Annotated in this window: 24 protein-coding genes; 16 read left to right on the top strand and 8 right to left on the bottom strand. The window is 67.2% G+C overall.

The genetic code is table 11. The annotated features are described in order from the left end of the window. Positions 1-331: 331 nt before the first annotated feature. Both MF610_RS13160 and MF610_RS13155 read left to right on the top strand, forming a co-directional pair. A complete protein-coding gene (locus MF610_RS13160; RefSeq protein WP_242197419.1) occupies positions 332-2,440 on the top strand; it encodes a hypothetical protein in 2,109 nt (702 codons plus the stop codon). Further along, the gene (locus MF610_RS13155; protein WP_242197417.1) at positions 2,437-4,335 is read left to right on the top strand and encodes an alpha-L-fucosidase; all 1,899 of its coding nucleotides are present in this window, start codon (positions 2,437-2,439) and stop codon (positions 4,333-4,335) included. Before MF610_RS13160 ends, MF610_RS13155 begins: the two co-directional genes overlap by 4 nt. A gap of 225 nt (positions 4,336-4,560) precedes the next feature. Here MF610_RS13155 and gmk read toward each other — a convergent pair whose 3' ends face one another. The 6 genes from gmk to MF610_RS13125 form a co-directional block, all read right to left on the bottom strand. Further along, positions 4,561-5,223 (bottom strand): guanylate kinase, encoded by a 663-nt coding sequence (gmk, locus tag MF610_RS13150; protein WP_242197415.1) that lies wholly within the window; start codon positions 5,221-5,223, stop codon positions 4,561-4,563. Positions 5,224-5,379: 156 nt separating this feature from the next. Further along, positions 5,380-5,586, bottom strand: a complete 207-nt coding sequence (locus tag MF610_RS13145; protein ID WP_242197413.1) for a hypothetical protein — start codon at positions 5,584-5,586, stop codon at positions 5,380-5,382. Continuing rightward, a complete protein-coding gene (locus MF610_RS13140; RefSeq protein WP_242197410.1) occupies positions 5,583-5,801 on the bottom strand; it encodes a hypothetical protein in 219 nt (72 codons plus the stop codon). The genes MF610_RS13145 and MF610_RS13140 overlap by 4 nt, the downstream gene beginning before the upstream one ends. A 245-nt stretch (positions 5,802-6,046) precedes the next feature. Further along, the gene (fumC, locus tag MF610_RS13135) at positions 6,047-7,432 is read right to left on the bottom strand and encodes a class II fumarate hydratase (RefSeq protein WP_242197407.1); all 1,386 of its coding nucleotides are present in this window, start codon (positions 7,430-7,432) and stop codon (positions 6,047-6,049) included. Between the two features lie 23 nt (positions 7,433-7,455). Further along, positions 7,456-7,872 carry a GNAT family N-acetyltransferase gene (locus MF610_RS13130; RefSeq protein ID WP_242197404.1) on the bottom strand — a complete coding sequence of 139 codons (417 nt, stop codon included), beginning with the start codon at positions 7,870-7,872 and terminating at the stop codon, positions 7,456-7,458. Then, positions 7,869-8,351, bottom strand: a complete 483-nt coding sequence (locus MF610_RS13125) for an SspB family protein (RefSeq protein WP_242197401.1) — start codon at positions 8,349-8,351, stop codon at positions 7,869-7,871. The genes MF610_RS13130 and MF610_RS13125 overlap by 4 nt, the downstream gene beginning before the upstream one ends. 81 nt (positions 8,352-8,432) lie before the next feature. On the opposite strand from MF610_RS13125, the gene hisB reads away from it, so the two are divergent. From hisB to MF610_RS13080, 9 genes are all read left to right on the top strand, one after another. Then, positions 8,433-9,020: an imidazoleglycerol-phosphate dehydratase HisB gene (hisB, locus tag MF610_RS13120; RefSeq protein ID WP_242197399.1), complete on the top strand. Its 588-nt coding sequence runs from the start codon at positions 8,433-8,435 to the stop codon at positions 9,018-9,020. 1 nt (position 9,021) lies between these two features. Continuing rightward, positions 9,022-9,327: a YciI family protein gene (locus tag MF610_RS13115; protein ID WP_242197396.1), complete on the top strand. Its 306-nt coding sequence runs from the start codon at positions 9,022-9,024 to the stop codon at positions 9,325-9,327. Then, positions 9,324-9,923, top strand: a complete 600-nt coding sequence (gene hisH / locus MF610_RS13110) for an imidazole glycerol phosphate synthase subunit HisH (protein ID WP_242197393.1) — start codon at positions 9,324-9,326, stop codon at positions 9,921-9,923. Before MF610_RS13115 ends, hisH begins: the two co-directional genes overlap by 4 nt. Further along, the gene (gene hisA, locus MF610_RS13105) at positions 9,911-10,639 is read left to right on the top strand and encodes a 1-(5-phosphoribosyl)-5-[(5-phosphoribosylamino)methylideneamino]imidazole-4-carboxamide isomerase (protein WP_242197390.1); all 729 of its coding nucleotides are present in this window, start codon (positions 9,911-9,913) and stop codon (positions 10,637-10,639) included. The genes hisH and hisA overlap by 13 nt, the downstream gene beginning before the upstream one ends. Next, complete coding sequence (gene hisF / locus MF610_RS13100; protein ID WP_242197387.1) at positions 10,636-11,397, top strand: imidazole glycerol phosphate synthase subunit HisF; 762 nt, start codon at positions 10,636-10,638, stop codon at positions 11,395-11,397. The genes hisA and hisF overlap by 4 nt, the downstream gene beginning before the upstream one ends. Before the next feature lie 177 nt (positions 11,398-11,574). After that, positions 11,575-11,727 (top strand): hypothetical protein, encoded by a 153-nt coding sequence (locus MF610_RS13095; RefSeq protein WP_242197384.1) that lies wholly within the window; start codon positions 11,575-11,577, stop codon positions 11,725-11,727. 1 nt (position 11,728) lies between these two features. Next, a complete protein-coding gene (locus MF610_RS13090) occupies positions 11,729-12,046 on the top strand; it encodes a phosphoribosyl-ATP diphosphatase (RefSeq protein WP_242197381.1) in 318 nt (105 codons plus the stop codon). A 5-nt stretch (positions 12,047-12,051) separates the two neighbouring features. Further along, positions 12,052-12,429: a histidine triad nucleotide-binding protein gene (locus MF610_RS13085; RefSeq protein WP_242197378.1), complete on the top strand. Its 378-nt coding sequence runs from the start codon at positions 12,052-12,054 to the stop codon at positions 12,427-12,429. Between the two features lie 108 nt (positions 12,430-12,537). Then, positions 12,538-14,082 carry an amino acid permease gene (locus MF610_RS13080; protein WP_242197375.1) on the top strand — a complete coding sequence of 515 codons (1,545 nt, stop codon included), beginning with the start codon at positions 12,538-12,540 and terminating at the stop codon, positions 14,080-14,082. Positions 14,083-14,163: 81 nt separating this feature from the next. Here MF610_RS13080 and MF610_RS13075 read toward each other — a convergent pair whose 3' ends face one another. Next, positions 14,164-15,162 (bottom strand): adenosine kinase, encoded by a 999-nt coding sequence (locus MF610_RS13075; RefSeq protein WP_242197373.1) that lies wholly within the window; start codon positions 15,160-15,162, stop codon positions 14,164-14,166. A gap of 134 nt (positions 15,163-15,296) precedes the next feature. Here MF610_RS13075 and MF610_RS13070 point away from each other — a divergent pair, with 134 nt between their 5' ends. The 5 genes from MF610_RS13070 to MF610_RS13050 all read left to right on the top strand — a co-directional run bounded on the left by MF610_RS13070 (position 15,297) and on the right by MF610_RS13050 (position 19,483). After that, complete coding sequence (locus MF610_RS13070; protein WP_242197370.1) at positions 15,297-15,995, top strand: EI24 domain-containing protein; 699 nt, start codon at positions 15,297-15,299, stop codon at positions 15,993-15,995. Continuing rightward, complete coding sequence (locus MF610_RS13065; protein WP_242197367.1) at positions 15,988-16,365, top strand: hypothetical protein; 378 nt, start codon at positions 15,988-15,990, stop codon at positions 16,363-16,365. Before MF610_RS13070 ends, MF610_RS13065 begins: the two co-directional genes overlap by 8 nt. 81 nt (positions 16,366-16,446) lie before the next feature. Then, positions 16,447-17,487: a mannose-1-phosphate guanylyltransferase/mannose-6-phosphate isomerase gene (locus MF610_RS13060; RefSeq protein WP_277924089.1), complete on the top strand. Its 1,041-nt coding sequence runs from the start codon at positions 16,447-16,449 to the stop codon at positions 17,485-17,487. A 44-nt stretch (positions 17,488-17,531) separates the two neighbouring features. Beyond that, positions 17,532-18,278 (top strand): HAD-IIB family hydrolase, encoded by a 747-nt coding sequence (locus MF610_RS13055; RefSeq protein WP_242197364.1) that lies wholly within the window; start codon positions 17,532-17,534, stop codon positions 18,276-18,278. A gap of 113 nt (positions 18,279-18,391) precedes the next feature. Continuing rightward, positions 18,392-19,483 carry an acyltransferase family protein gene (locus MF610_RS13050; RefSeq protein WP_277924088.1) on the top strand — a complete coding sequence of 364 codons (1,092 nt, stop codon included), beginning with the start codon at positions 18,392-18,394 and terminating at the stop codon, positions 19,481-19,483. A gap of 268 nt (positions 19,484-19,751) precedes the next feature. Here the strand turns inward: MF610_RS13050 and acnA are convergent, their stop codons facing one another. Then, on the bottom strand, positions 19,752-22,427 hold the full coding sequence (gene acnA, locus MF610_RS13045; RefSeq protein ID WP_242197358.1) for an aconitate hydratase AcnA: 2,676 nt from the start codon (positions 22,425-22,427) through the stop codon (positions 19,752-19,754). Positions 22,428-22,498 lie beyond the last annotated feature (71 nt).

Raw genomic sequence — 22,498 nt, 5'->3', positions numbered from 1 at the left:
AGTCGTGCCGCTGGACGCCGCATGCGTCGTCGGCACCGACCCGGCAGTGCAGATACTGCGCGAGCGGCTGGCCGAGCGCGGCGCCGTCTGCGCCCCGTCATCCCGGCGAAAGCCGGGATCCGCGGAAGGGGAAACGGCAGCGAACGAGCCGAGAACGCCCGACAAACTGGATTCCGGCCTCCGCCGGAATGACGACATGGCGGGGCGGACGACAACCCGACCCGGAGCAAACCTCCGCCCCAGACCGTCGCCCCAGCGCAGGCTGGGGCCTCCCGCGGCTCTTGTCCCGCCCGACAACCGGGATATCCCAGCCTTTGCTGGGATGACGCGTGTGTCGATCACCTTCCTATCGGCAAAGCTCGCCCCCGAAGCCTTCACCATCACCACCACCCCGCGCGCGATCACCATCCGCGCCGCGACCACCCGCGCGCGCCTCTACGCCGCCGGCTGGCTGCTGCGTCATCTCGACGACCTCACCCTGACCGCCCCGGCCCACATCACCGACGCCCCCGCCATGGCGATCCGCGGCACCCAGATCGGCTACCGCGCCAAGAACAACAGCTACGATGCATGGACGGTCCCCATGCTCACCCGCCGGATCGAGGATTTCGCGCTCCTCGGCGGCAACCGCATCCAGTTCGTCGCGCCAGTATCGGACGACGCCGCGACCTCACCGCTGTCCCCGCTCCCCGCGACCGAAACGCTGATCGCCGTCGCACAAGCCACCCACCGGCTCGGCCTCGACGTCGCGCTTTTCTACCCGCTGCTGCGCGACTATGAGAAACCCGGCAGCGCCGATGCCGAAGTCGCCGACTTCACCACCCTCGCCGCCAAACTCCCGGCGCTCGACGCGCTCTACATCCCCGGCGGCGACCCCGGCCATACCGCACCCGACCGCCTGTTTCCGCTGGCGCAGCGCATCGCCGGGAAACTCCGCCAGCGTTTCGCGAAGGCCGAAGTGCTGTTGTCGACCCAGGGGTTCGACGCCGCCGGCCTTGACCCCTTCCACGTGCAACTGGCGAAGCACCCGCGCTGGCTGACCGCGATCTTCGTCGGCCCGCAGACCCGCGACGGCATCGCCGAGCATCGCCGCCGCATCGCCGGACGGTACCCCATCGAAACCTATCCCGACACCGCGCACACGATGCACGCGCAATTCCCGATCCCCGACTGGCACCCCGCCTTCGCGCTCACCGAAGGCCGCGAACCGGTGAACCCGCGCCCTGCGGCGACCGACCGCATCTTCGCCCATCTCGCGCCGCAGACGCGCGGCTTCGTCTCCTATAGCGAGGGCGTCAACGACGACTGGAACGTGACCCAGTGGTTCCGCCTCGGCTGGAATCCCGCCACCCCGGCGAGCGAGGTCGCACAGGACTATGCGCGGATGTTCGTCGGCGACATGGCCTTCGCCGCCGTCCCCCTCGCGCTGGAAAGCAACTGGCGCGGTGATCCGTCGGCCAATGCCGGGATCGACGCCACGCTGCGACTGGTGGGCACCATCCGCCCGGCGCGCTGGGCCGACTGGCGCATCGACCTGTATCGCTACCGCGCCACCTATGACGCGCTGGTCCGCCACCGCCTGATCGCGGCGAAGGCCGCGCAGGGCGAGGCGTTCTGGACGCTGCGACAGGCGCCTGCGACCGGGGCCGAGCCCGCCGCCGTCGCCGCCCGCTTCGCCTATGCCCGCCCCGAACCGGCGATCGTCGCGCCCTTGCGCGCCGACCTGACCGCCATCGCCGACCGGCTGTGGCAGCGCGCACGGATGCAGCTGTCGGTGGCGCGCCACGGCGCGTCGCATTGGGAACGCGGCGCGAACCTCGACCGCGCCGATATCGAGCTCAACGACCGCACCGTCGTCGAGGGCGAGATGGCGCAGGCGCTCACCCGGCCCGACGCCGCCGCCCGCCTCTATGCGATCGGCGACCCATGGCGGACCCGCGACATGGCGCTGTACGACGATCTGGGCGACCCGACCGCCGAACCGCATCTGGTGCGGGGGCCGGGCTTCGATGCCGACCCGCAATCGATGGAAAGCGCGATCGATGGTGTCGCCGACCATATTCCCGATCAGGGCTGGCGCATGGCCGATCTCAGCTATGCCGAGGGGCTGTACGAAACCCCGATGCGGCTGCGCTACACCGGGCTGGAGCGCGGTCGCCGCTACCGCCTGGTCGCACGCTGGGCGGGGGAGGACTATGCGCTGCCGATGCGGCTCACCGGCAACGGCGTCGAACTTCACCCCTTCCGCCCGCGCCATGGCGACCGCGAAACCGTCGAGACCGCCATCCCGCAACGCCTCACCGCCGGTGGCGCGCTGACCCTCGAATGGCACCGCCCCGCCAACATCGGCGGCGGCGGGCGCGGTCATCAGATCGCGCAGACCTGGCTGATACCCGAACCCCTTGTCCCCGAATCAAAAGCCCCCGGAGCAGAGCAATGACATTTTCCCGCCGCAGCCTGATGGGCAGCAGCCTGATCGCCGGTGCCGCCGCCTGCACCCCGCGTAGCGCGATCACCCCCGGCGCACCCGCCCTGCCCGCACCGTGGGGCGCTACCCCCTCGCCACGCCAGCTCAAATGGCACGACCATCGCCAGTACGGTTTCATCCATTTCTCGATCAACACCTATACCGACAAGGAATGGGGCTATGGCGACGAGGATCCCAAGCTGTTCAACCCGACCGATTTCGACCCCGACCAGATCGTCGCGGCGGCCAAGGCGGGCGGCCTGACCGGCCTGATCCTGACCGCCAAGCATCATGACGGCTTTTGCCTGTGGCCGACGATGTTGACGGAGCATTGCATCCGGAATTCTCCCTATAAACAAGGGAAAGGCGACATCGTCGGCGAGCTGGAACAGGCATGCCGGCGCGGCGGGATCAACTTCGGCGTCTATCTGTCACCCTGGGACCGCAACCGAGCCGATTACGGCACGCCCAGCTACATCACCTATTACCGCGCGCAGCTGACCGAACTCTGCACCCGCTACGGCAAGCTGTTTGAGGTGTGGTTCGACGGCGCGAACGGCGGCGACGGCTATTATGGCGGCGCGCGCGAGACGCGGAAAATCGATGCGGTTCAATATTATAACTGGCCCTCGATCGTCGCGCTGGTCCACCGGCTGCAACCCGATGCCTGCACCTTCGATCCGCTGGGCGCCGACATCCGCTGGGTCGGCAACGAGGACGGCCATGCCGCCGACCCCTGCTGGCCGACCATGCCCAACGAACCGTACGACCAGGCCAAGGGCAATACCGGCGTGCGCGGCGCCGAACTCTGGTGGCCGGCGGAAACCAACGTCTCGATCCGGCCGGGCTGGTTCTACCATGCCGATGAGGACGCGCAGGTAAAATTACCCAGCAAAATCATGGAGATGTACGATCAATCGGTCGGGCATGGCACCACCTTCCACCTTAACCTGCCTCCCGATCGCCGCGGCCGCATCCACGACCGCGACGTCGCCAGCCTGACCGCCTTCGGCAACGCGTTGCGCGCAACCTTCGCCAACAATCAGGCCGACGGCGCGATCGCCACCGCCAGCGCCGACACCGGCAGCACCGCCCGCCACGTCAACGACGGCCGCCTCGACACCTTCTGGCTCGCCCCCGCCGACGCCAAGGACGCGTCGATCGTCCTAGACCTCCCACCCGGCCGCAGCTTCGACACCGTGCGACTGCAGGAATGGCTGCCGCTCGGCCTGCGTGTCACCCGCTTCGCGATAGACGTGTCCGACGGCGGCGACGCATGGACCACGGTCGCCGAAAAGGACATGGTCGGCCCACAGCGCCTCGTCCGCCTGCCCGCCCCGATCAGCCCGCGCCGCGTCCGTTTCCGCACCGTCACCGCCGAAGCCGGCCCGGCGCTGCGCGAATTTGCGCTGTTCCGCTCGGTCGCGCCGATCGACCTGCCGCCGCTGAAAGTCACCGACGCCAGCATCGTCGACCGTGCGGGATGGAAGGTGACCGCCGCCAGCGCACCCGGCGGCGAAGCGTTGCTCGACGCCTCCCCGCGCACCGCCTGGACCAGCAAGGCTCCGGCGAAGCTGACCATCGACATGGGCCGCAGTGAGACGCTAGCCGGCTTCACCCTGACGCCGACCCGCCATGTCGACCCGCAGGCAGCACCGCCGATGAAGTACGTCGTCGAAACCAGCGCAGACGGAAAGAACTGGACACCGGGCGGCACCGGCGAGTTCCAGAACATCAACTACGCCCGAGCGACGCAGCGGCTGCCGTTCACGACGCCCCGCGCCGCGCGTTATATACGCTTCACCTTCCCGCAACCCGCGGTCCCGGCACCGGCGATCGCCGTCTCGGAGATCGGGGCGTTTCGGTAGGACTTGATCGATCATCGATCACGGCTGTGAGGCCGTCACCTCGGACTTGATCCGGGGTGACAGAAGAGCCCAGGTTTTCTGATCCATTTGGACGGCCACGTCGCCCAGCGCAGGCTGGGGCCTCCCGTTGCGAGGCACGCGCTTCGCTACCGGGAGATCCCAGCCTCCGCTGGGATGACGCTCGGGTCTAAGCGCAAAGCGCCGATCACCGCGATCCGACCGCCCTTACTCGCCGGGCGCGCGCATCAGCTTGCGGATGAAGCCGATCAGCCCCGTCTGGCGCGAGCGGCGGAGGCGTTCGGCGGCGAGGATGTTCTGCACCTTGCGGAAGCAATCCTCGGCATCGTCGTTGACCAGCACATAGTCATAGCCGTCCCAGTGGCTGACCTCGGCGGCGGCACGCGCCATGCGGCGCTCGATCACCTCCGCGCTGTCGGTGTTGCGCGATACCAGCCGCTGGCGCAACTCGGCCATCGACGGCGGCAGGATGAAGACGCGCACCACGTCGCCGCCCGCGATCTGGAACAACTGCTGCGCGCCCTGCCAGTCGATATCGAACAGTACGTCCTTGCCCGCGCTCAGCATCGCCTCGACCGGCGCACGCGGCGTGCCGTAGCGGTTGTCGAAGACGTGCGCCCATTCGAGGAACTCATGGTCCGACACCATGCGCCGGAATTCCTCGAGATCGACGAAATGATAGTCCTTGCCGTCGACTTCGCCGGGCCGCGGGTCACGGGTCGTCGCCGATACCGACATCGACAGATCGTCCTCGGCGGCCAGCAATTTGCGGGCGATGGTCGATTTGCCCGCGCCCGAGGGGGACGACAGGACGAACAACACGCCCCGGCGCTTGAAGCCGTGGAGGTCGGGGTCTGGCAGATGGCTCATGGACCGGCCTCTTCGCGCGGCCGGACGCGCGGCGTCAAGGGGCGACGGCACAAAGCCATCGCCCCTTGCTCGAGTCCACGGCAAGTGGAGGTCCATCCGGCCGGTCGCAGATCACCCCGTCCGGCACCGGTCCGCGCGCGGCGGACCGGGCACGCGTCACCAGCCGCGTCGCATCTTGTCCAGCTTGCGCCGCTCATAGGCCTTCTTGGCCACATAGCCGCCGCCCAGAATCATGCCGAGCGGCCCCATGCGGCGCATCGCGCTGCCGGCGAACCAGCCCATTGCAGCACCCTTCGCACCACCGCGACCGTCGCGGCGATCCATCTCACGCCCGACGAGCGCACCGATAATCCGTCCGATCATGCTGCATCCTCCGTTTCAAAGATTTGCTCCTTCAGTTCGGCCGCGCCGCGCAACACGGCCCAGCCGACCGCGTAGGTCACGGCCATGGGAACCACGACTTTCAGGACATTGGCGACGATGGCACCCTTGATCGCGCCATCCACGCTCGAATCGTCGTCGCCGCTCATCTTGTCGATCGCCGCTCCGACCAGTGCCCCTATCGTCGTCGCACCCATTGTCACCTCGCTGAAGTTATACGGATACAGCGCAGGACCGGCCGGGATGTTCCCTGTTGCGACACCGGCGTCCCCACGCGTCCACCCCATCGCCGACGCCAAAGTTCACTAAGTTCACACTCGCCGCGTTTTCGCAGCGTCGCGCACCATGATCGTCAAACCATGGCAAACCGCCTCGGGACAACACCCCCCAGCACGCAGCATGGCATCCGTTCACCGTGTAGGAAAGCGATCGGCGATCGCCGCTATCCGACCATCGTCTCCGGCCGGACCAGCCGGTCGAACGTGGCCTCATCGACCAGCCCCAGCGCCAACCCCGCCTCACGCAGCGTGAGCCCCTTGCCATGCGCGTGCTTGGCGATCCTAGCGGCATTGTCATAGCCGATTTCAGGAGCCAGCGCGGTGACCAGCATCAGCGACCGTTCGACCAGTTCGCCGATCCGCGCACGGTTCGGCTCGATCCCGTCGACACAACGCTCGGCAAAGCTGGCCATGCCGATCGAAAGCAGATCGATCGAGCGCAGCACCGCCGCGCCGATCAACGGCTTGAAGACATTGAGTTCGAGATGCCCCTGCATGCCCCCGACGGTGACCGACAGATGGTTGCCCATTACCTGCGCCGCGACCATCGTCAGCATCTCGCACTGGGTCGGGTTGACCTTGCCCGGCATGATCGAGCTGCCGGGTTCGTTGGCGGGCAGATCGATCTCGCCCAGCCCGGAACGCGGTCCCGACCCCAGCAGGCGGATGTCGTTCGCGATCTTGGTCAGCGCTACCGCCAGCGTATTGAGTGTCCCCGACAGCTGAACCAGCGGATCGTTCGACGCCAGCGCCTCGAACTTGTTGGGCGCCGTGACGAAGGCGTGGCCGGTGATCGATGCGATCTCGGCAGCGACCGCCTCGGCGAAGCCGGGCGCGGCGTTCAGCCCGGTGCCGACCGCTGTTCCACCCTGCGCCAGTCGCAACAGGTCGCCCTCAGCCGCCTGCAGTCGCCGCTTCGCATCGTGCAACTGCGCGACATAGCCCGAAAATTCCTGCCCCAGCGTCAGCGGCGTCGCATCCTGCAAATGGGTGCGGCCGATCTTGACGATATCGGCCCACGCCTGCGCCTTGGCCTCCAGCGAACCCGCGAGCCGGTCGAGCGCGGGCAGCAGGTCGCGGTTGAGCGCCACGACCGCCGCGACGTGCAGCGCGGTCGGGAAGCTGTCGTTCGAAGACTGGCCTTTGTTGACGTGGTCGTTGGGATGGACCGGCGCCTTCCCGCCGCGCGTGCCGGTCAGCGCCTCATTGGCGCGGCCGGCGATCACTTCATTGGCGTTCATGTTGGACTGGGTGCCGCTGCCGGTCTGCCAGATGACCAGCGGGAACTGGTCGTCGAGCTTACCCGCGATCACCTCGCTCGCCGCGGCGTCGATCGCATCGGCGATGTTGCCATCCAGCCCATGCGCACGGTTCACCCGCGCTGCAGCCTGCTTCACGATGGCCAGCGCATGGACGATGCCGATTGGCATCCGTTCGGACGGAGGAAAGGGGAAATTCTCGATCGATCGTTCGGTCTGCGCGCCCCAATAGGCGTGGGCGGGAACTTCGATCGCGCCGATCGAGTCGGTTTCGGTACGGGTATCGGTCATGGGCGATGAAACCCGCCGGTCGCTCAGTCGATCCGTTTCGATAGGAAGAAGCGCGCCTGCTCCGGCGGGAAATCGTCGATCGTGCCGAAATGGCCAAAGCCCAGCTTCTCGTAGAAGCCACGCGCTTGGAAACTGAACGTGTCGAGCCAGATGCCGATACACCCCGCCTCGTGCGCCAATGCCTCGGCGCGCTGCATCAGGTCGCGGCCGATCCCCTGCCCCTTCAGCGCCGGGGATACCGCCAGAAACTCGACGAACAGCCAGCGATAACCGATCTTGCCCCACAGCCCGCCGGTGATGGTGCCCGCGTCGTCGCGCACGACGATCGCGACCTGTCGCCGCTCGGTCGGGCCGACCGCGGCGTCGTTATGCGCCGACAGGATGCGCAGGATCGCCTCGCGCTCGGCCTCGCCGGGCGTCGCGACGACCTCGATCGTCACTTCTTGCGCTTGAAGTCCACGGCGACGACGTTCGACCCGTCCTCGCTGACCGCGATCGGTGCGTCGTTCTCGGGCGGATCGTGCGGCTCGGGTTCGTCGCCCGGTTCCTCGTTCGCCTGGAAGCGCAGTTCGAAATTGACCGCCGGATCGTGGAAACCGGTGATCGCCGCAAAGGGAATGACCAGCGTCGACGGAATGCCGCCGAAGCTCAGGCCGACCGAGAAGCGCTCCGCATCGACGGTCAGGTCCCAGAAGCGATGCTGGATGACGATCGTCATCTCGTCCGGAAACCGTTCGATCAGCCGCTTGGGGATGTCGACGCCGGGGGCCTGGGTCTTGAACGTGATGTAGAAGTGGTGTTCGCCGGGCAGCGCGCCGGTGGCGGAGACCTGTCCCAGCACGCGGCCGACGACGGCGCGGAGAGCTTCCTGGACGATCTCGTCATACGGGATCAGGCTGTCGGCGACGGGCTGGTTCATGGCGCCTTGGGTAACGGCGTTTACCCGTCCGTCAAGATTCGTTGCGTTGCATGGCCGCCCACAGGCGCTATGGGCATTTGCATGCGCACCGCCACCATCGCCCGCAAGACCAGCGAGACGTCGATCGACGTCACGGTCAATCTCGACGGCACCGGCACCTATGACGTGTCGACCGGCGTCGGCTTCTTCGACCATATGCTCGAGCAGCTGTCGCGGCACTCGCTGATCGACCTGACCGTGCGGACGCAGGGCGACCTGCACATCGACGCGCACCACACCGTCGAGGATACCGGCATCGCGATCGGTGAGGCGTTCGCCAAGGCGCTGGGCGACAAGCGCGGCATCCGGCGATACGGCGACGCGCTGTCGCCGATGGACGAGACGCTGACGCGTGTCGCACTCGACATTTCGGGGCGGCCGTGGCTGGTGTGGAAGGTGCAGTTCACCCAGGCGCAGCTCGGCACGATGGATACCGAGATGTTCGGCCATTTCTGCCACAGCTTCGCGCAGGCGGCCGGCATCACGCTGCATGTCGAGACGCTCTACGGCACCAATAACCACCATATTGCCGAAAGCATCTTCAAGGGGCTGGCCCGCGCACTGCGTACCGCGACCGAGATCGACCCGCGCAAGGGCGATGCCATCCCGTCGACCAAGGGAGTGTTGTGACATGGTAGCCCGTCCGATGCAGCCGATGAGCCTGGCGATGCTCACCTATGTGAAGCCGCTCGACGAGGTCGATGTCCACCGCGACGCGCATGTCGCGTGGATCAAAAAGGCGATGGACGAGGGCGTGATGCTGCTTGCCGGTCGCCGCACCCCGCCAACCGGTGGCGTGCTGCTGTTCCGGGGCGAGGAGGATGCGGTACGCGCGGTGGCGGAGACCGATCCGTTCGTCGTCAACGGGGTCGCCACGGTCGAGATCGTCGCCTTCACCATGACGCTCGCCACGGACCAGATCGGCGCGCTGTTTTGATCGCACTGATCGATTACGGCGCGGGCAATCTCCATTCGGTCGCCAATGCGCTCAAGGCGGCAGGCGCGACCGACCTGACGATCACCGCTGATCCGGATGCGGTGGCCAAGGCGGATCGCATCGTCCTGCCCGGCGTCGGCGCGTTCGCGGCGTGCATGAACGGCCTGACCGCGATCTCCGGCATGGTCGAGGCGATGCGCGAGCGGGTGCTGGACGGCGGCGTGCCGTTTCTCGGCGTCTGCGTCGGCATGCAGTTGCTGGCGACCACCGGCGAAGAGTTCGGCAGCCATGCGGGGCTCGGCTGGATCGACGGCACCGTCCGCCGCCTTGCCGCCTCGCCGGGCGTCACCGTGCCGCATATGGGCTGGAACGACGTCGTGCCCGTCGTCGCGCATCCGCTGCTGGTACCCGGCGAAGCCTATTTCCTGCACAGCTATGCGTTCGACGGCGAACAGGTGCTGGCCACGACCGACCATGGCGGCCCGGTGGCGGCGGCAATCGGCCGCGACAATCTGCTGGGCGTGCAGTTCCATCCCGAAAAGAGCCAGCGCTATGGATTGGCGCTGCTGGAGAGGTTCCTAGAATGGCGTCCTTGACGGTTTTCCCCGCAATCGACCTGAAGGGCGGACAGGTCGTGCGTCTGGCCGAAGGCGATATGGATCGTGCCACCGTCTATGGCGACGATCCCGCGCAGCAGGCGACGCTGTTCGCCGAAGCGGGTGCGGATCACCTGCATGTCGTCGACCTCGACGGCGCCTTTGCGGGCCAGTCGGTCAATGGCGACGCGGTCGCGGGCATCTTGAAGGCGTTTCCGGGCCGGGTGCAGCTGGGCGGCGGCATCCGCAACCGTGCCAATGTCGGCCGCTGGCTCGACCTCGGCGTCGCGCGGGTCGTGATCGGCACCGCCGCACTGGAAGACCCCGATTTCGTCCGCGAGGCAGCCGCCGCCTGTCCGGGTAAGATCGTCGTCGCGGTCGATGCGTGGGACGGCATGGTCGCGACGCGCGGCTGGGCGGACGTGTCGACCGTCTCGGTCACCGACCTCGCCCGCCGGTTCGAGGATGCCGGAGTCGCGGCGGTCCTGTTCACCGATGTCGGGCGCGACGGGATGCTCAAGGGCTGCAATGTCGAGGCGACCGCCGCGCTCGCTGCCGCCGTGTCGATCCCGGTCATCGCCAGCGGCGGGGTGGCGGGGATCGAGGATATCCATGCGCTGAAGGGGAAGGCCGGCATCGAAGGCGTCATCACCGGCCGCGCGCTGTATGACGGGCGCCTCGATCTGGCGGAAGCGATCCGGGTCGCCGCCGCATGACGGTGCGGGCGCGCGTCATCCCCTGTCTCGACGTCCATGCCGGGCGGGTGGTGAAGGGCGTGAACTTCGTCGATCTGCGCGATGCGGGCGATCCGGTCGAACAGGCGCGCGCCTATGACGCCGCCGGGGCGGACGAGCTGACCTTCCTCGACATCGGCGCCAGTCACGAGGGCCGCGACACGATCATCGACGTCGTGCGGCGCACGGCGGAGGTGTGCTTCATGCCGCTGACCGTCGGTGGTGGCGTGCGATCGCCCGAGGATGCGCGGGCGCTGTTGCTGGCGGGTGCGGACAAGGTCGCGGTCAATTCCGCCGCCGTCGCCCGCCCCGAACTGGTCGCCGACATCGCCGACCGCTTCGGCAGCCAATGCGTCACCGCCTCGGTCGATGCGCGGCGGGTCGAGGGGCGGTGGGAGGTGTTCACCCATGGCGGTCGCCGCGCGACGGGGATCGATGCGGTCGAGCACGCGCTGCGGCTGGCGGAACTCGGCGCAGGCGAGTTGCTGGTGACGTCGATGGACCGCGACGGGACGCGCGACGGCTATGATATCGCGCTGATCCGGACGATCGCGGACGCGGTGTCGGTACCGGTGGTGGCGTCGGGCGGCGTCGGCACGCTCGACCATCTGGTGGCCGGCGTGACGCAGGGGCACGCCAGCGCGGTGCTGGCGGCGTCGATCTTTCATTTCGGTGAGGCTTCGGTGGCCGACGCACACGCCGCGCTGGCGGCGGCCGGGGTGCCGGTTCGATCGCACTGAAGATCCTCCCCGCTTCGCGGGGAGGGGGACCGTCGCCGAAGGCGATGGTGGAGGGGGGTCGCGGCGCAACGGAATCGTGCCGTATGCGGACACCCCCTCCACCATCCTGCAGATGGTCCCCCTCTCCGCGGAGCGGGGAGGATTTTCTCGGCCGCGAAAACCCCCTACAGCCCCCTGATGGCCACCACCGCCCTTGCCGCCCATTCGGGCGTCGCGCCGCCCCGCGAAGGCTTTGCCTTCTCCGACGTGGCGACGTTCGTCGCGTTCGCCTTCATGGTGGTGCTGGCGCGGCGGGCGATCCGCAATCGGCAGCGCAGGAACAGGGACTGACATGGACGCCTTCGACCGGCTCGAATCGGTGATCGCCAGCCGGATCGGCAGCGATCCGACGCAATCCTATGTCGCGAAGCTGCACGCGCGCGGCACGGCCAAGATCGCGCAAAAGGTCGGCGAGGAAGCGGTGGAATGCGTCATCGCTGCAATGACCGACGACCGCGCCGGGCTGATCGGCGAGGCCGCCGACCTGATGTTCCACCTTACGCTGCTGCTGCGGACGCAGGGCATCACGCTGGACGACGTGCGCGTCGAACTGACGCGGCGCGAAGGACAGTCGGGCATCGCCGAAAAAGCGTCCCGCCCCAAGGAGTGACCGCCATGCCAATCGACGCCACCCAGCCCTATGACGATGCCAATATCTTTGCCCGCATCCTGCGCGGCGAGATTCCGGCCAAGCGGGTGTATGAGGACGCGTTCGCCCTCGCCTTCCACGACATCGCCCCGCAAGCGCCGGTCCATGTGCTGGTGATTCCCAAAGGCGCCTATGTGTCGTGGGACGATTTTTCCGCACGCGCGCCCGATGCGGAGATTGCCGGTTTCGTCCGCGCGGTCGGCCATGTCGCGCGCGAACACGGGCTGGTCGAACCCGGCTATCGCCTGCTCGCCAATGTCGGCGGCCATGGCGGTCAGGAGGTGCCGCATCTGCACGTCCATCTGTTCGGCGGCGTACCGCTGGGACCGATGCTGTCGCGATAGCGCAGCTTTATTGCACGAAAGCAATTGCGCGGGCCGCAATTGCGGGTAGGTTCACACCTTTGTAATTCCGTGGTGTCCGACAGAAGGCGCCGCGTTTAGGGGGCCTGCATGATTTTCGGCCGTATCAAGCCACTCGATGCGATCCTTGCGACCGCTGAGAAGAAATCGCTTACCCGCACCTTGGGTGCATTCCAGCTGACGATGCTGGGCGTCGGCGCCATCATCGGCACCGGCATCTTCGTCCTCACCTCCGAAGCCGCGCAAAAGGCTGGCCCGGGCATGATGATTTCGTTCATCATCGCCGGCGCCGTCTGCGCAGTCGCGGCGCTGTGCTACTCCGAATTCGCATCGATGGTGCCGGTGTCGGGGTCGGCCTATACCTATACCTATGCGGTGATGGGCGAGTTGCTGGCATGGATGGTCGGCTGGGCACTGGTCCTCGAATATGCGGTCGCCGCGTCGGCCGTGTCGGTCGGGTGGTCCGGCTATTTCGTTGGGCAGTTGCAGGGGTGGTTCGGCATAACCCTGCCGACCGCGATCATCTCCGGTCCCTATGTTCCCGGTGGCCTCGTCAACCTGCCCGCGGTCATCATCGCGCTGCTGATTACCGGGCTGCTGATGCTCGGCACTAGCGAGAGCGCGAAGGTCAACGCGGTGCTGGTCGCGATCAAGGTGACCGCGCTGACCGCGTTCATCGTCCTCGCGCTGCCGGTCATGCGGATGGAGAATTTCGAACCGTTCACGCCGAACGGCTGGTTCGGATCGGGCGGCGCGGGCGTCGTCGGCGCCGCGGCGTCGATCTTCTTCGCCTATGTCGGGTTCGACGCGGTATCGACCGCGGCCGAAGAGACGAAGAACCCGCAGCGCAACGTGCCGCTGGGGCTGATCGGCAGCCTTGCCATCTGCACCGTCTTCTACATGCTGGTCGCCGCCGGTGCGATCGGATCGCCGCTGGGGTCGCAGCCGGTGACGTCGGCGCTGGGCGAATGGCTGGCCCCCGGATCGGGAGCGCTGGGTGCACGCTGCACCGAGCTGGCCGCCATGGGCACCGAACCGCTGGCGTGTTCGAAGGAAGCGCTGGCGCACGTCCTGCGCGAGATCGGCTATCTGAACATCGGCAACCTGATCGGTCTGGCGGCATTCCTCGCCCTGCCGTCGGTCATCCTCGTGATGCTGTTCGGCCAGACCCGCATCTTCTTCACCATGTCGCGCGACGGCCTGCTGCCCGAGAAGCTGTCAACCATCCACCCGAAGTGGAAGACGCCGCACGTCATCACCGCCATCACCGGCATCGGCGTGACCTTTGCCGCCGCGTTCCTGCCGGTCGGCAAGCTGGCGGATATCGCCAATGCCGGCACGCTGTTCGCGTTCTTCATGGTGGCGGTCGGCGTGCTGGTGCTGCGCAAGCGCGATCCGGGTCGCCATCGTCCGTTCCGCACGCCCGCCGTCTGGCTGGTGGCGCCGGCAACGATGATCGGCTGCGTCGGTCTGTACGTGGCGCTGCCGCCCGATGCGATGCTGGTGCTGCCGGTATGGGGTGCGCTCGGCCTCGTGATCTATTTCCTCTACGGCTATCGCCGCAGCCATCTGGGCCGCGGGATCGTCGAGGTGCCGGAAATGGACGATGGTCGGGGCACGCCCGGCGCGCACTGATCCGCTGGAGCGGAGACAAAAAAGGGGGGAGGCCGAACCGATCGGCCTCCCCCCTTTTCGTTTGGGTAGGGTGTGCGGCGGTCAGCCGATCTTGTCGTGCATCAGCTTGGTCAGGTCGACCTCCGGCCGGGCGCCATAGTGCGAGATGATCTCGGCGGCGCACAGTGCGCCCAGCGTCAGCGAGCGTTCGATGTCATAGCCATGCGACTGGCCGTGCAGGAAGCCGGCGGCGAACAGGTCGCCCGCGCCGGTGGTGTCGACGACGCGCGCAACCGGCTGGGCCGGCACGCTGATGCGCTGGCCGTCCGTCACCGCGATCGCGCCATGTTCGCCGCGGGTGACGACCAGGACGGGCACCTGTGCCGCGACCTGGTCGACCGCAGCGTCGAAATCCTCGACTTGCGCCAGTGCCAGCAGCTCGGTCTCGTTGGCGAACAGGATGTCGATCTGCCCCTCGGCGATCAGCGCGCGGAAGTCGTCGCCGTGACGCGAGATGCAAAAGGTGTCCGACAGGGTGAAGGCGACCTTGCGCCCCGCGTCGCGCGCGATGCGGATGCCGGCGCGCATCGCGGCGCGCGGCTCTTCGGGGTCCCACAGATAGCCTTCGAGATACAGGATCGCACCGCTGGCGATCAGGTCGGCGTCGAGCGCGGCTTCGGGCAGAAACTGCGACGCGCCGAGAAAGGTGTTCATCGTGCGTTGCCCGTCGGGCGTCACGAAGATCAGGCAGCGCGCGGTGGTCGGCTCGCCGGCACGGACCGCGGTATCGAAGCGGACGCCCGCGGCGCGAATGTCATGCGCGAACACCGCGCCCAGTTGGTCGTCGGCGACTTGGCCGATAAAGCCGGTCTTGCCGCCCAGCGCGGCAATGCCGGCAACGGTGTTGGCGGCCGACCCACCCGACACTTCGCGCCCCGGCCCCATCTTGGCATAGAGCGCGTCGGCGTCGGCGGGCGAGAAGACGAGCTGCATCGACCCCTTGGTCATGCCCTGTTCGGCAAGGAAGGCGTCGTCGGACTGTGCCAGGATATCGACGATGGCATTGCCGATCGCGACGACGTCGAGCGTGGGTTGGGTCAAGCTAAGGTCTCCGGAAAAGTCGGTCCGCCGCGCCGATGCGCGCGGACATCGCCGTTCGCGTTAGCCAGCCCGGCGGCGCCTAGCAAGCGGGCGCGGGCGTTGACGTCGCCCCCGCACCCCCGCATCGTCGCGGCATGATCGAAAGCTTTTTCCTGTCCGTCGCGCAGCTCGGCGACCGTGCTTTCCTGCGCGTACTCGCCAAGTCGCTGGCGGTGACGCTGGTTCTGCTCGCGGCGGTCGGCGCCGGGCTGGCGGGGGGAGCGCGGTGGATCACGACCGACCTGTTCGTGCTGGGCGACGATGCCGGCACGCTCGCCGCGATCGCGGCGGTGATTGCGGCCGTCGGGCTGGCATGGCTGTTGTTCCGCATCGTCGCAATCGCCGTGATCGGGCTGTTCGCCGACGAAGTGGTCGAGGCGGTCGAGGCGAAACACTATCCCGCTGCCCTCGCCACCGCCCGCCCGGTGCCGCTCGGCCGGTCGCTGGGCATGAGCGGCAAGTCGGCGCTCCGGGCGCTGGCGGTCAATGCGTTCTTCCTGCCGCTCTACCTGCTGCTGCTCGCCACCGGTATCGGGACGGCGGCGGTGTTCTTCGTCGTCAATGGCTGGCTGCTCGGCCGCGACCTGTCGGATATGGTCGCCGCCCGCCACCTGCCGCCCGCGGCGATGCCCGCCGAGCGGTCGGCGAGTGGTGGACGCCGGTTTCTTCTCGGCCTGATGGGAACCGGATTGCTGATGATACCGTTTGTGAATTTCGTTGCGCCGCTGATCGGCGCGGCGATGGCGACGCATGCCTTTCATCGTCGTCGCAGCAAGGGGGTCGGGAATGCGTAGCGCGTGGATCAGCGTGGGCCTGGGGCTGGCCGTGTCGGCCTGCGCCGCCACCGGTCCGGTCGTACGCCAGAACGCGCTGCCTGCGCCCCCCGCCCCGACCTATGGCACGATCGGCCTCGAACGGGTCATGGGACAGAATGCCAATGCCGTGACCCAGTTGTTCGGTCCGCCGCAGCTCGACCTGACCGAAGGGGCCGGTCGCAAGCTGCAGTTCGGTTCGAACATCTGCGTCCTAGACGCCTATCTCTATGCACCGCAGCAGGGCGGCGTGCCGGTGGTCCGCCATGTCGATGCGCGCCAGCGCAGCGGCGCCCCGATCGATCGCGCCAGCTGCGTCGCGGCGCTGACCCGGCGGGAGGGCGGACGCTGACCCCCATCCCTGCGGTTACCAGGCCCATCGCGCGCCCTTCGAATACCCCGCTCCCTTCCATCTACAGGAACTAGTTCGTTTATGCCGACGATCGTCCCCGTGATCCTTTCCGGCGGTTCGGGCACCCGCCTGTGGCCGATGTCGACCCCGGAAACGCCCAAGCAGATGCTGGCGCTGACGGCCGAAGCGACGATGCTGCAACTGACCGCGACGCGCACTATCGGCGACAGGTTCGCGGCGCCGATCGTCGTCGCCAATGCGCGCCATGCCGACATGATCGACAGCCAACTGGGCGCGGTGAGCGCCGCCCCCAGCGCGCTCATCCTCGAGCCCGCCGGACGCAACACCGCGCCGGCGATCGCACTGGCGGCACTGGCTGCGGAACGACCCGACGCCGTCCTGCTGGTGAAGCCGTCGGACCATGTCATCGCCGACGTCGCCGCGTTCCACGCCGCGGTACAGCGCGCCTTGCCGCTGGTGGACAACGGTTGGCTGGCGACGTTCGGCATCACGCCCGACGCCCCCGAAACCGGCTATGGCTGGATTCAGGAGGGCGAGCGGATCGCCGAGGGCGTCCACCGCGTCGCCCGCTTCGTCGAGAAGCCGCCGCTGGATGCCGCGCAGGCGATGCTGGCGGCGGGCGACCATGTGTGGAACGGCGGCATCTTCCTGTTCCGCGCCGACCGTTACCTCGCCGAACTGGGCCTGCACGAGCCCGACATGCTTGCCGCCTGCGAACGCGCGATGGAGCAGGCGGTCCGCACCGGCAACCGCATCGCCCCCGACGCCGCGGCCTTTGCCGCGGCGCCGTCGCAGTCGATCGACTATGCGGTGATGGAAAAGGCCGACCGGGTCGTCGTCGTGCCGGTCGCGATGGGGTGGAACGACCTCGGCAGCTGGGACGCGCTGCATGCGATCAGCGAGCGCGACGATACCGGCAACGCGCACCGCGGCGAGGTGCTGGCGATCGACACCCATAACTGTCTCGTCCGCACCGACGGCGTGCGCATCCGCATGGTCGGCGTGTCCGACCTGATCGTCGTCGCGAGCGGCAACGATCTGCTGATCCTGCCGCGCGGGCGCAGCCAGGACGTCAAGAAGCTCGTCGAGGCGATGCAATAATCTTTTCCGGCCGGCCCGAGCGCCGCGCCAACGCGGAGTATCCCATGAAGCAACTGATCGCCTTCGACCTCGACGGGACGCTGGCCGAAAGCAAGCAGCAGCTGACCGAGCCGATGGGCGAGGCGCTGGCCGACCTGCTGGGCGTCGCGCATGTCGCGATCATTTCGGGCGGCGACTGGCCGCAGTTCGAAAAGCAGGTCGCCACCCGCCTGCCCGCGCGCGCCGACCTGTCGCGGCTGTGGATGATGCCGACCAGCGGGACCAAGCTCTACACCCATGGTGATGGCCGCTGGAACACGGTCTATGCCGACCTGTTCGACGATGCGACCAAGGCGAAGATCCTGGCGGCGTTCGATGCCGCGCTGGAGGCGACCGGCTTCGTCCCCGAACAGACCTGGGGCGAACGGATCGAGGATCGCGGCAGCCAGATCACCTTCTCGGCATTGGGCCAGCAGGCGCCGATCGACGCCAAGGAACATTGGGACCCCAAGTTCGAGAAGCGCAAGATCATTCAGGCCGACCTGAAGCAGCGGCTGCCGGGCCTTTCGATCAACATGGGCGGCGCGACGTCGATCGACATTACCAAGGAAGGCGTCGACAAGGCGACCGGCCTCGCCAAGCTCGCCGATATCAGCGGCATCGCGACCGATGACATGCTGTTCGTCGGCGATGCGATCTTTCCGGGCGGCAACGACTATGCCCCCAAGGCGGCGGGCATGGACACGGTGAAGATCCGCGATCCGCAGGAAACGCAGGCCGTGATCGAGGCGATCATCGCCTGTCAGAAATGAGCCTGAAATGACACAGCTGCCCCGTTGCGGTTCACCGTACGGGAGCAGCCGGTTGCCCAATAGCGTGGAGTTCGCGTAGGCGTCGGACCGCGACGTTGTGGAAAGGGTGACCGTTGGGCAAGCGTATTGCGGGGTTCGACGGGCTAAGGGCGATCGCTTCGGTCGCCGTAGTCTTTTGCCATACTGTGGCGGGTCGAACCCAGATCGGCGGATATGCCGTCAACCTGTTCTTCGCGCTTAGCGGATTCCTGATCCTGTCGATCCTCTACGACACGCGGCGGTCGATCGAGCGGCGCGAGACCGCGGTCGGTACGGCGTTGGGGAATTTCTGGACCCGCCGGTTCGCGCGCATCTGTCCGGTCTATTATGTCGTGCTGGCGTTCGCGCTGCCGTGGCTGGTGCTGAACGATGAAATGCCCTTGTGGCACGTGCCGGCCTATATCGCCTATCTCCAGAACTATCTGATCCTGTGGACCGCGGAGTGGGGCGCGTTCGGCTATACCTGGACGCTGGCGGTCGAGCAGCAATTCTATGTCCTGTCGGCAGCGCTGCTGCTGCTGACCCCTTCGGAGCGGCATCGCCCGCTATTGGGCGCGGCGGCGATCGGGCTGCTGGTGCTGGCACTGATCCTTGGCCAGATGCCGTGGCTGATTTCGGCGTTCAGCGTCGACCGGCTGCCGCTGGTCGGCTTCTCGATGGCGTCGGCGGGGGGATGGCTGGCGCTGTCGTGGCGGGACGGACGGTCGTTCGGCGGGTGGCTGCGCTTCCCCAGCTTCGTGGTGGCGACCGCGATCTGCGCGGTGCTGGCGCCGATGCCGGCCGGATGGCTGAATGCCAACCCGATCACGCTGTTCGCACAGCCGATCGTGCAGCTGGTCGCGATCTGCGTGATTCTCGGCCATATCGTCACCCATCAGGAATCGCTGGTGGTGCGGTTCCTCGACCACCGCATCCTCAAATTCTACGGTGCGATCTCGTACAGCCTGTATCTGTGCCACGGCTTCCTCGCCGATCAGCTCAAACCCTATTGGTTCGAGGCGAATCTGGGGATCGGCGTGGTGAACTTCGCGGTCGAGCGGCTGACCTATTTCGCGTTCATCCTCGGCATCTCGACGATCATCGCGACGCTCTTGTGGAAGTATGTCGAGCGGGTGTTCCACAAGAGCCGCCCGGCCGTTCCGGCAGCGCCGCTCGCCACGGCGTAGCGTCTGACGGCTGCTCCGCGCAGGACAGGGCGCGAGGCCAAAGTTCACTAAGTTCACACTCGTGCGCGTTTCGTGCCGACCGACAGGTCGGCGGTCGCGGCGCGACGGATCGACGGTGAGAAAGAGCCGTTGCGGCTATAATGGCACTCCGCCGCTGTAGGACAGCGGCAATCGGATCGGGTTCGACCGCTCCCCCCTTCCCCTAACGAAAAAGGCCGCGCCTCCTGGTCGGAGACGCGGCCCTTTCGGTGCCGGCAAGGCTGGTCGCTTACGCGGCCAGCTTGCGCAGCACGTACTGCAGGATGCCGCCGTTCAGGAAATATTCCAGCTCGTTGACGGTATCGATCCGGCACTTGGTCTGGAACGTCTCGGTCGTGCCGTCGGCGCGGACCATGATGACTTCGACGTCCTGACGCGGGCGCAGGTCGGCCACGCCCTGGATCGTGAAGGTTTCGTCGCCGGTCAGGCCCAGCGTCTGACGGGTCACGCCCTCTGCGAACTGCAGCGGCAGCACGCCCATGCCGACGAGGTTCGAACGGTGGATGCGCTCGAAGCTCTCGGTGATGACGGCGCGGACGCCGAGGAGGTTGGTGCCCTTGGCCGCCCAGTCGCGCGAGGAGCCGGTGCCATATTCCTTGCCGGCGATGACGACCAGCGGGGTGCCGTCGGCCTTGTGGCGCATCGCGGCGTCATAGATCGGCATGACCTCGCCGTCGTAGCGGCTCATGCCGCCTTCGACACCGGGGACCATTTCGTTCTTGATGCGGATATTGGCGAAGGTGCCGCGCATCATGACATCGTGGTTACCGCGACGGGCACCGTAGGAATTGAAGTCGCGGCGGCTAACCTGATGTTCTTGCAGGAAAGTTCCGGCCGGGCTGTCCGCCTTGATCGAACCGGCCGGCGAAATGTGGTCGGTGGTGATCGAGTCGCCGAGGATCGCCAGCGGCTTGGCCTCTATGATGTCCGAGATCGGGTTCGGGGTCATCGTCAGCCCGTCGAAATAGGGCGGATTGGCGATGTAGGTGCTCGACGTCGGCCACTTGTACGTGTCCGATCCCTCGACCGAGATGCCGGCCCAGTGCTTGTCGCCGGCATAGACGTTGCCGTAGCGCGAGCGGAACATGCCGTCGTCGATGTTGGCGGCCATCAGGTCGGCGACTTCCTCGTTCGACGGCCAGATGTCCTTCAGATAGACGTCCTGCCCGTCCGAGCCCTGCCCGATCGGCGTCGACACCATGTCCTGCGTCACGGTGCCCTTCAGCGCATAGGCCACGACGAGCGGCGGCGACGCGAGGAAGTTGGCGCGCACATCGGCCGACACGCGGCCTTCGAAATTACGGTTGCCCGACAGGACCGACGCGGCGACGATGTCGTTGCCGTTGATCGCCGCCGAGATCGGGGCTGCCAGCGGACCCGAATTGCCGATGCAGGTGGTGCAGCCATAGCCGACGAGGTTGAAGCCGACCGCGTTCAGGTCTTCGGTCAGGCCCGCCTTGTCGAGATAATCGGTGACGACCTGCGAACCGGGCGCCAGCGAGGTCTTGACCCACGGCTTGGGCTTCAGGCCCAGCTTGTTCGCCTTGCGCGCGACGAGGCCGGCGGCGACCAGCACCGACGGGTTCGACGTGTTGGTGCACGAGGTAATCGCGGCGATTACGACGTCACCGTCGCCGATGTCGTGGGTGGCACCCTCGACCGGCGTACGGACGGCGGCGGCCTTCTTGTAGACGTTGGTCAGGTCGGCGTTGAACACGTCATCGACGCTGGGCAGTTCGACGCGGTCCTGCGGACGCTTCGGACCGGCGAGCGACGGCACAACCGACGACATGTCGAGTTCGAGCGTGTCGGTGAAGATCGGGTCGACCGCGTTCTCGTCACGCCAGAAACCGTTGGCCTTCGCATAGGCTTCGGTCAGCGCGATGACCTCGGCCGGACGCGCGGTCAGGCGCATGTATTCGATCGTCTTGTCGTCGATCGGGAAGAAACCGCAGGTCGCGCCATATTCGGGCGCCATGTTGGCGATCGTCGCACGGTCGGCGAGCGTCATCGACGACAGGCCCGGACCGTAGAATTCGACGAAGCGGCCGACCACGCCCTTGGCGCGCAGCATCTGCGTGACGGTCAGCACGAGGTCGGTGGCGGTGATGCCCTCACCCAGCTTGCCGGTCAGCTTGAAGCCGACGACTTCGGGGATCAGCATCGACACCGGCTGGCCGAGCATCGCCGCTTCCGCCTCGATGCCGCCCACGCCCCAGCCGAGCACGCCGAGGCCATTGACCATCGTGGTGTGGCTGTCGGTGCCGACCAGCGTGTCGGGATAGGCGATGGTGCCGCTGCCGTCGGTCGATTCCGACGACCACACCGCCTGCGCGACATATTCCAGGTTCACCTGGTGGCAGATGCCGGTGCCCGGGGGCACGACCGAGAAATTGTCGAGCGCCTTCGAACCCCATTTCAGGAACTCATAGCGTTCGATGTTGCGCTGATATTCGAGCTCGACATTCGCCTCGGCGGCCTGCGGCGTGCCGAATTCGTCGACCATGACCGAGTGGTCGATGACGAGGTGGACGGGAACCTGCGGGTTGATCTTGCCCGCGTCGCCGCCGAGCGTGGTGATCGCATCGCGCATCGCCGCCAGATCGACGACGCAGGGGACGCCGGTGAAGTCCTGCATCAGCACGCGCGCGGGGCGATACTGGATCTCGCGGTCCGAGCGGGCATCCTTCTGCCAGTCGACCAGCGCCTGCGCGTCTTCCGGGGTGACGGTCACGCCGTCCTCGAAGCGCAGCATGTTCTCCAGCAGCACCTTCATCGAGAAGGGCAGCCGCGACACGTCGCCGAGCTTTGCAGCGGCCTTCGCCAGCGAATAATAAGAATAGGTCTTGCCGCCGACGTCGAGCGTGTCGCGGGTGCCGAGCGTGTCCTGGCCGATAGCGGTCATGCGGATCCTTCCCAGTTGGTCGCGGGCGGGATTCGACGGGCCGAGGGCCGTCGACGGTATGGCCGCCGCGG

It is taken from the genome of Sphingomonas hankookensis (assembly GCF_022664465.1).
Classification (GTDB): Bacteria; Pseudomonadota; Alphaproteobacteria; order Sphingomonadales; family Sphingomonadaceae; genus Sphingomonas; species Sphingomonas hankookensis.
This window is presented reverse-complemented; position numbering and strand designations above follow the sequence as displayed.

Bases quoted from the DNA above. Each gene is read 5' to 3' on its own strand.
- MF610_RS13055 (WP_242197364.1), top strand. From the start codon at position 17,532: ATGAAGCAACTGATCGCCTTCGACCTCGACGGGACGCTGGCCGAAAGC.
- hisA (WP_242197390.1), top strand. From the start codon at position 9,911: ATGGCGTCCTTGACGGTTTTCCCCGCAATCGACCTGAAGGGCGGACAG.
- MF610_RS13085 (WP_242197378.1), top strand. From the start codon at position 12,052: ATGCCAATCGACGCCACCCAGCCCTATGACGATGCCAATATCTTTGCC.
- MF610_RS13080 (WP_242197375.1), top strand. From the start codon at position 12,538: ATGATTTTCGGCCGTATCAAGCCACTCGATGCGATCCTTGCGACCGCT.
- hisB (WP_242197399.1), top strand. From the start codon at position 8,433: ATGCGCACCGCCACCATCGCCCGCAAGACCAGCGAGACGTCGATCGAC.
- MF610_RS13125 (WP_242197401.1), bottom strand. From the start codon at position 8,351: ATGAACCAGCCCGTCGCCGACAGCCTGATCCCGTATGACGAGATCGTC.
- acnA (WP_242197358.1), bottom strand. From the start codon at position 22,427: ATGACCGCTATCGGCCAGGACACGCTCGGCACCCGCGACACGCTCGAC.
- MF610_RS13065 (WP_242197367.1), top strand. From the start codon at position 15,988: ATGCGTAGCGCGTGGATCAGCGTGGGCCTGGGGCTGGCCGTGTCGGCC.
- MF610_RS13090 (WP_242197381.1), top strand. From the start codon at position 11,729: ATGGACGCCTTCGACCGGCTCGAATCGGTGATCGCCAGCCGGATCGGC.
- MF610_RS13155 (WP_242197417.1), top strand. From the start codon at position 2,437: ATGACATTTTCCCGCCGCAGCCTGATGGGCAGCAGCCTGATCGCCGGT.
- hisF (WP_242197387.1), top strand. From the start codon at position 10,636: ATGACGGTGCGGGCGCGCGTCATCCCCTGTCTCGACGTCCATGCCGGG.
- MF610_RS13070 (WP_242197370.1), top strand. From the start codon at position 15,297: ATGATCGAAAGCTTTTTCCTGTCCGTCGCGCAGCTCGGCGACCGTGCT.
- MF610_RS13145 (WP_242197413.1), bottom strand. From the start codon at position 5,586: ATGATCGGACGGATTATCGGTGCGCTCGTCGGGCGTGAGATGGATCGC.
- MF610_RS13115 (WP_242197396.1), top strand. From the start codon at position 9,022: ATGGTAGCCCGTCCGATGCAGCCGATGAGCCTGGCGATGCTCACCTAT.
- gmk (WP_242197415.1), bottom strand. From the start codon at position 5,223: ATGAGCCATCTGCCAGACCCCGACCTCCACGGCTTCAAGCGCCGGGGC.
- fumC (WP_242197407.1), bottom strand. From the start codon at position 7,432: ATGACCGATACCCGTACCGAAACCGACTCGATCGGCGCGATCGAAGTT.
- MF610_RS13140 (WP_242197410.1), bottom strand. From the start codon at position 5,801: ATGGGTGCGACGACGATAGGGGCACTGGTCGGAGCGGCGATCGACAAG.
- MF610_RS13095 (WP_242197384.1), top strand. From the start codon at position 11,575: ATGGCCACCACCGCCCTTGCCGCCCATTCGGGCGTCGCGCCGCCCCGC.
- MF610_RS13060 (WP_277924089.1), top strand. From the start codon at position 16,447: ATGCCGACGATCGTCCCCGTGATCCTTTCCGGCGGTTCGGGCACCCGC.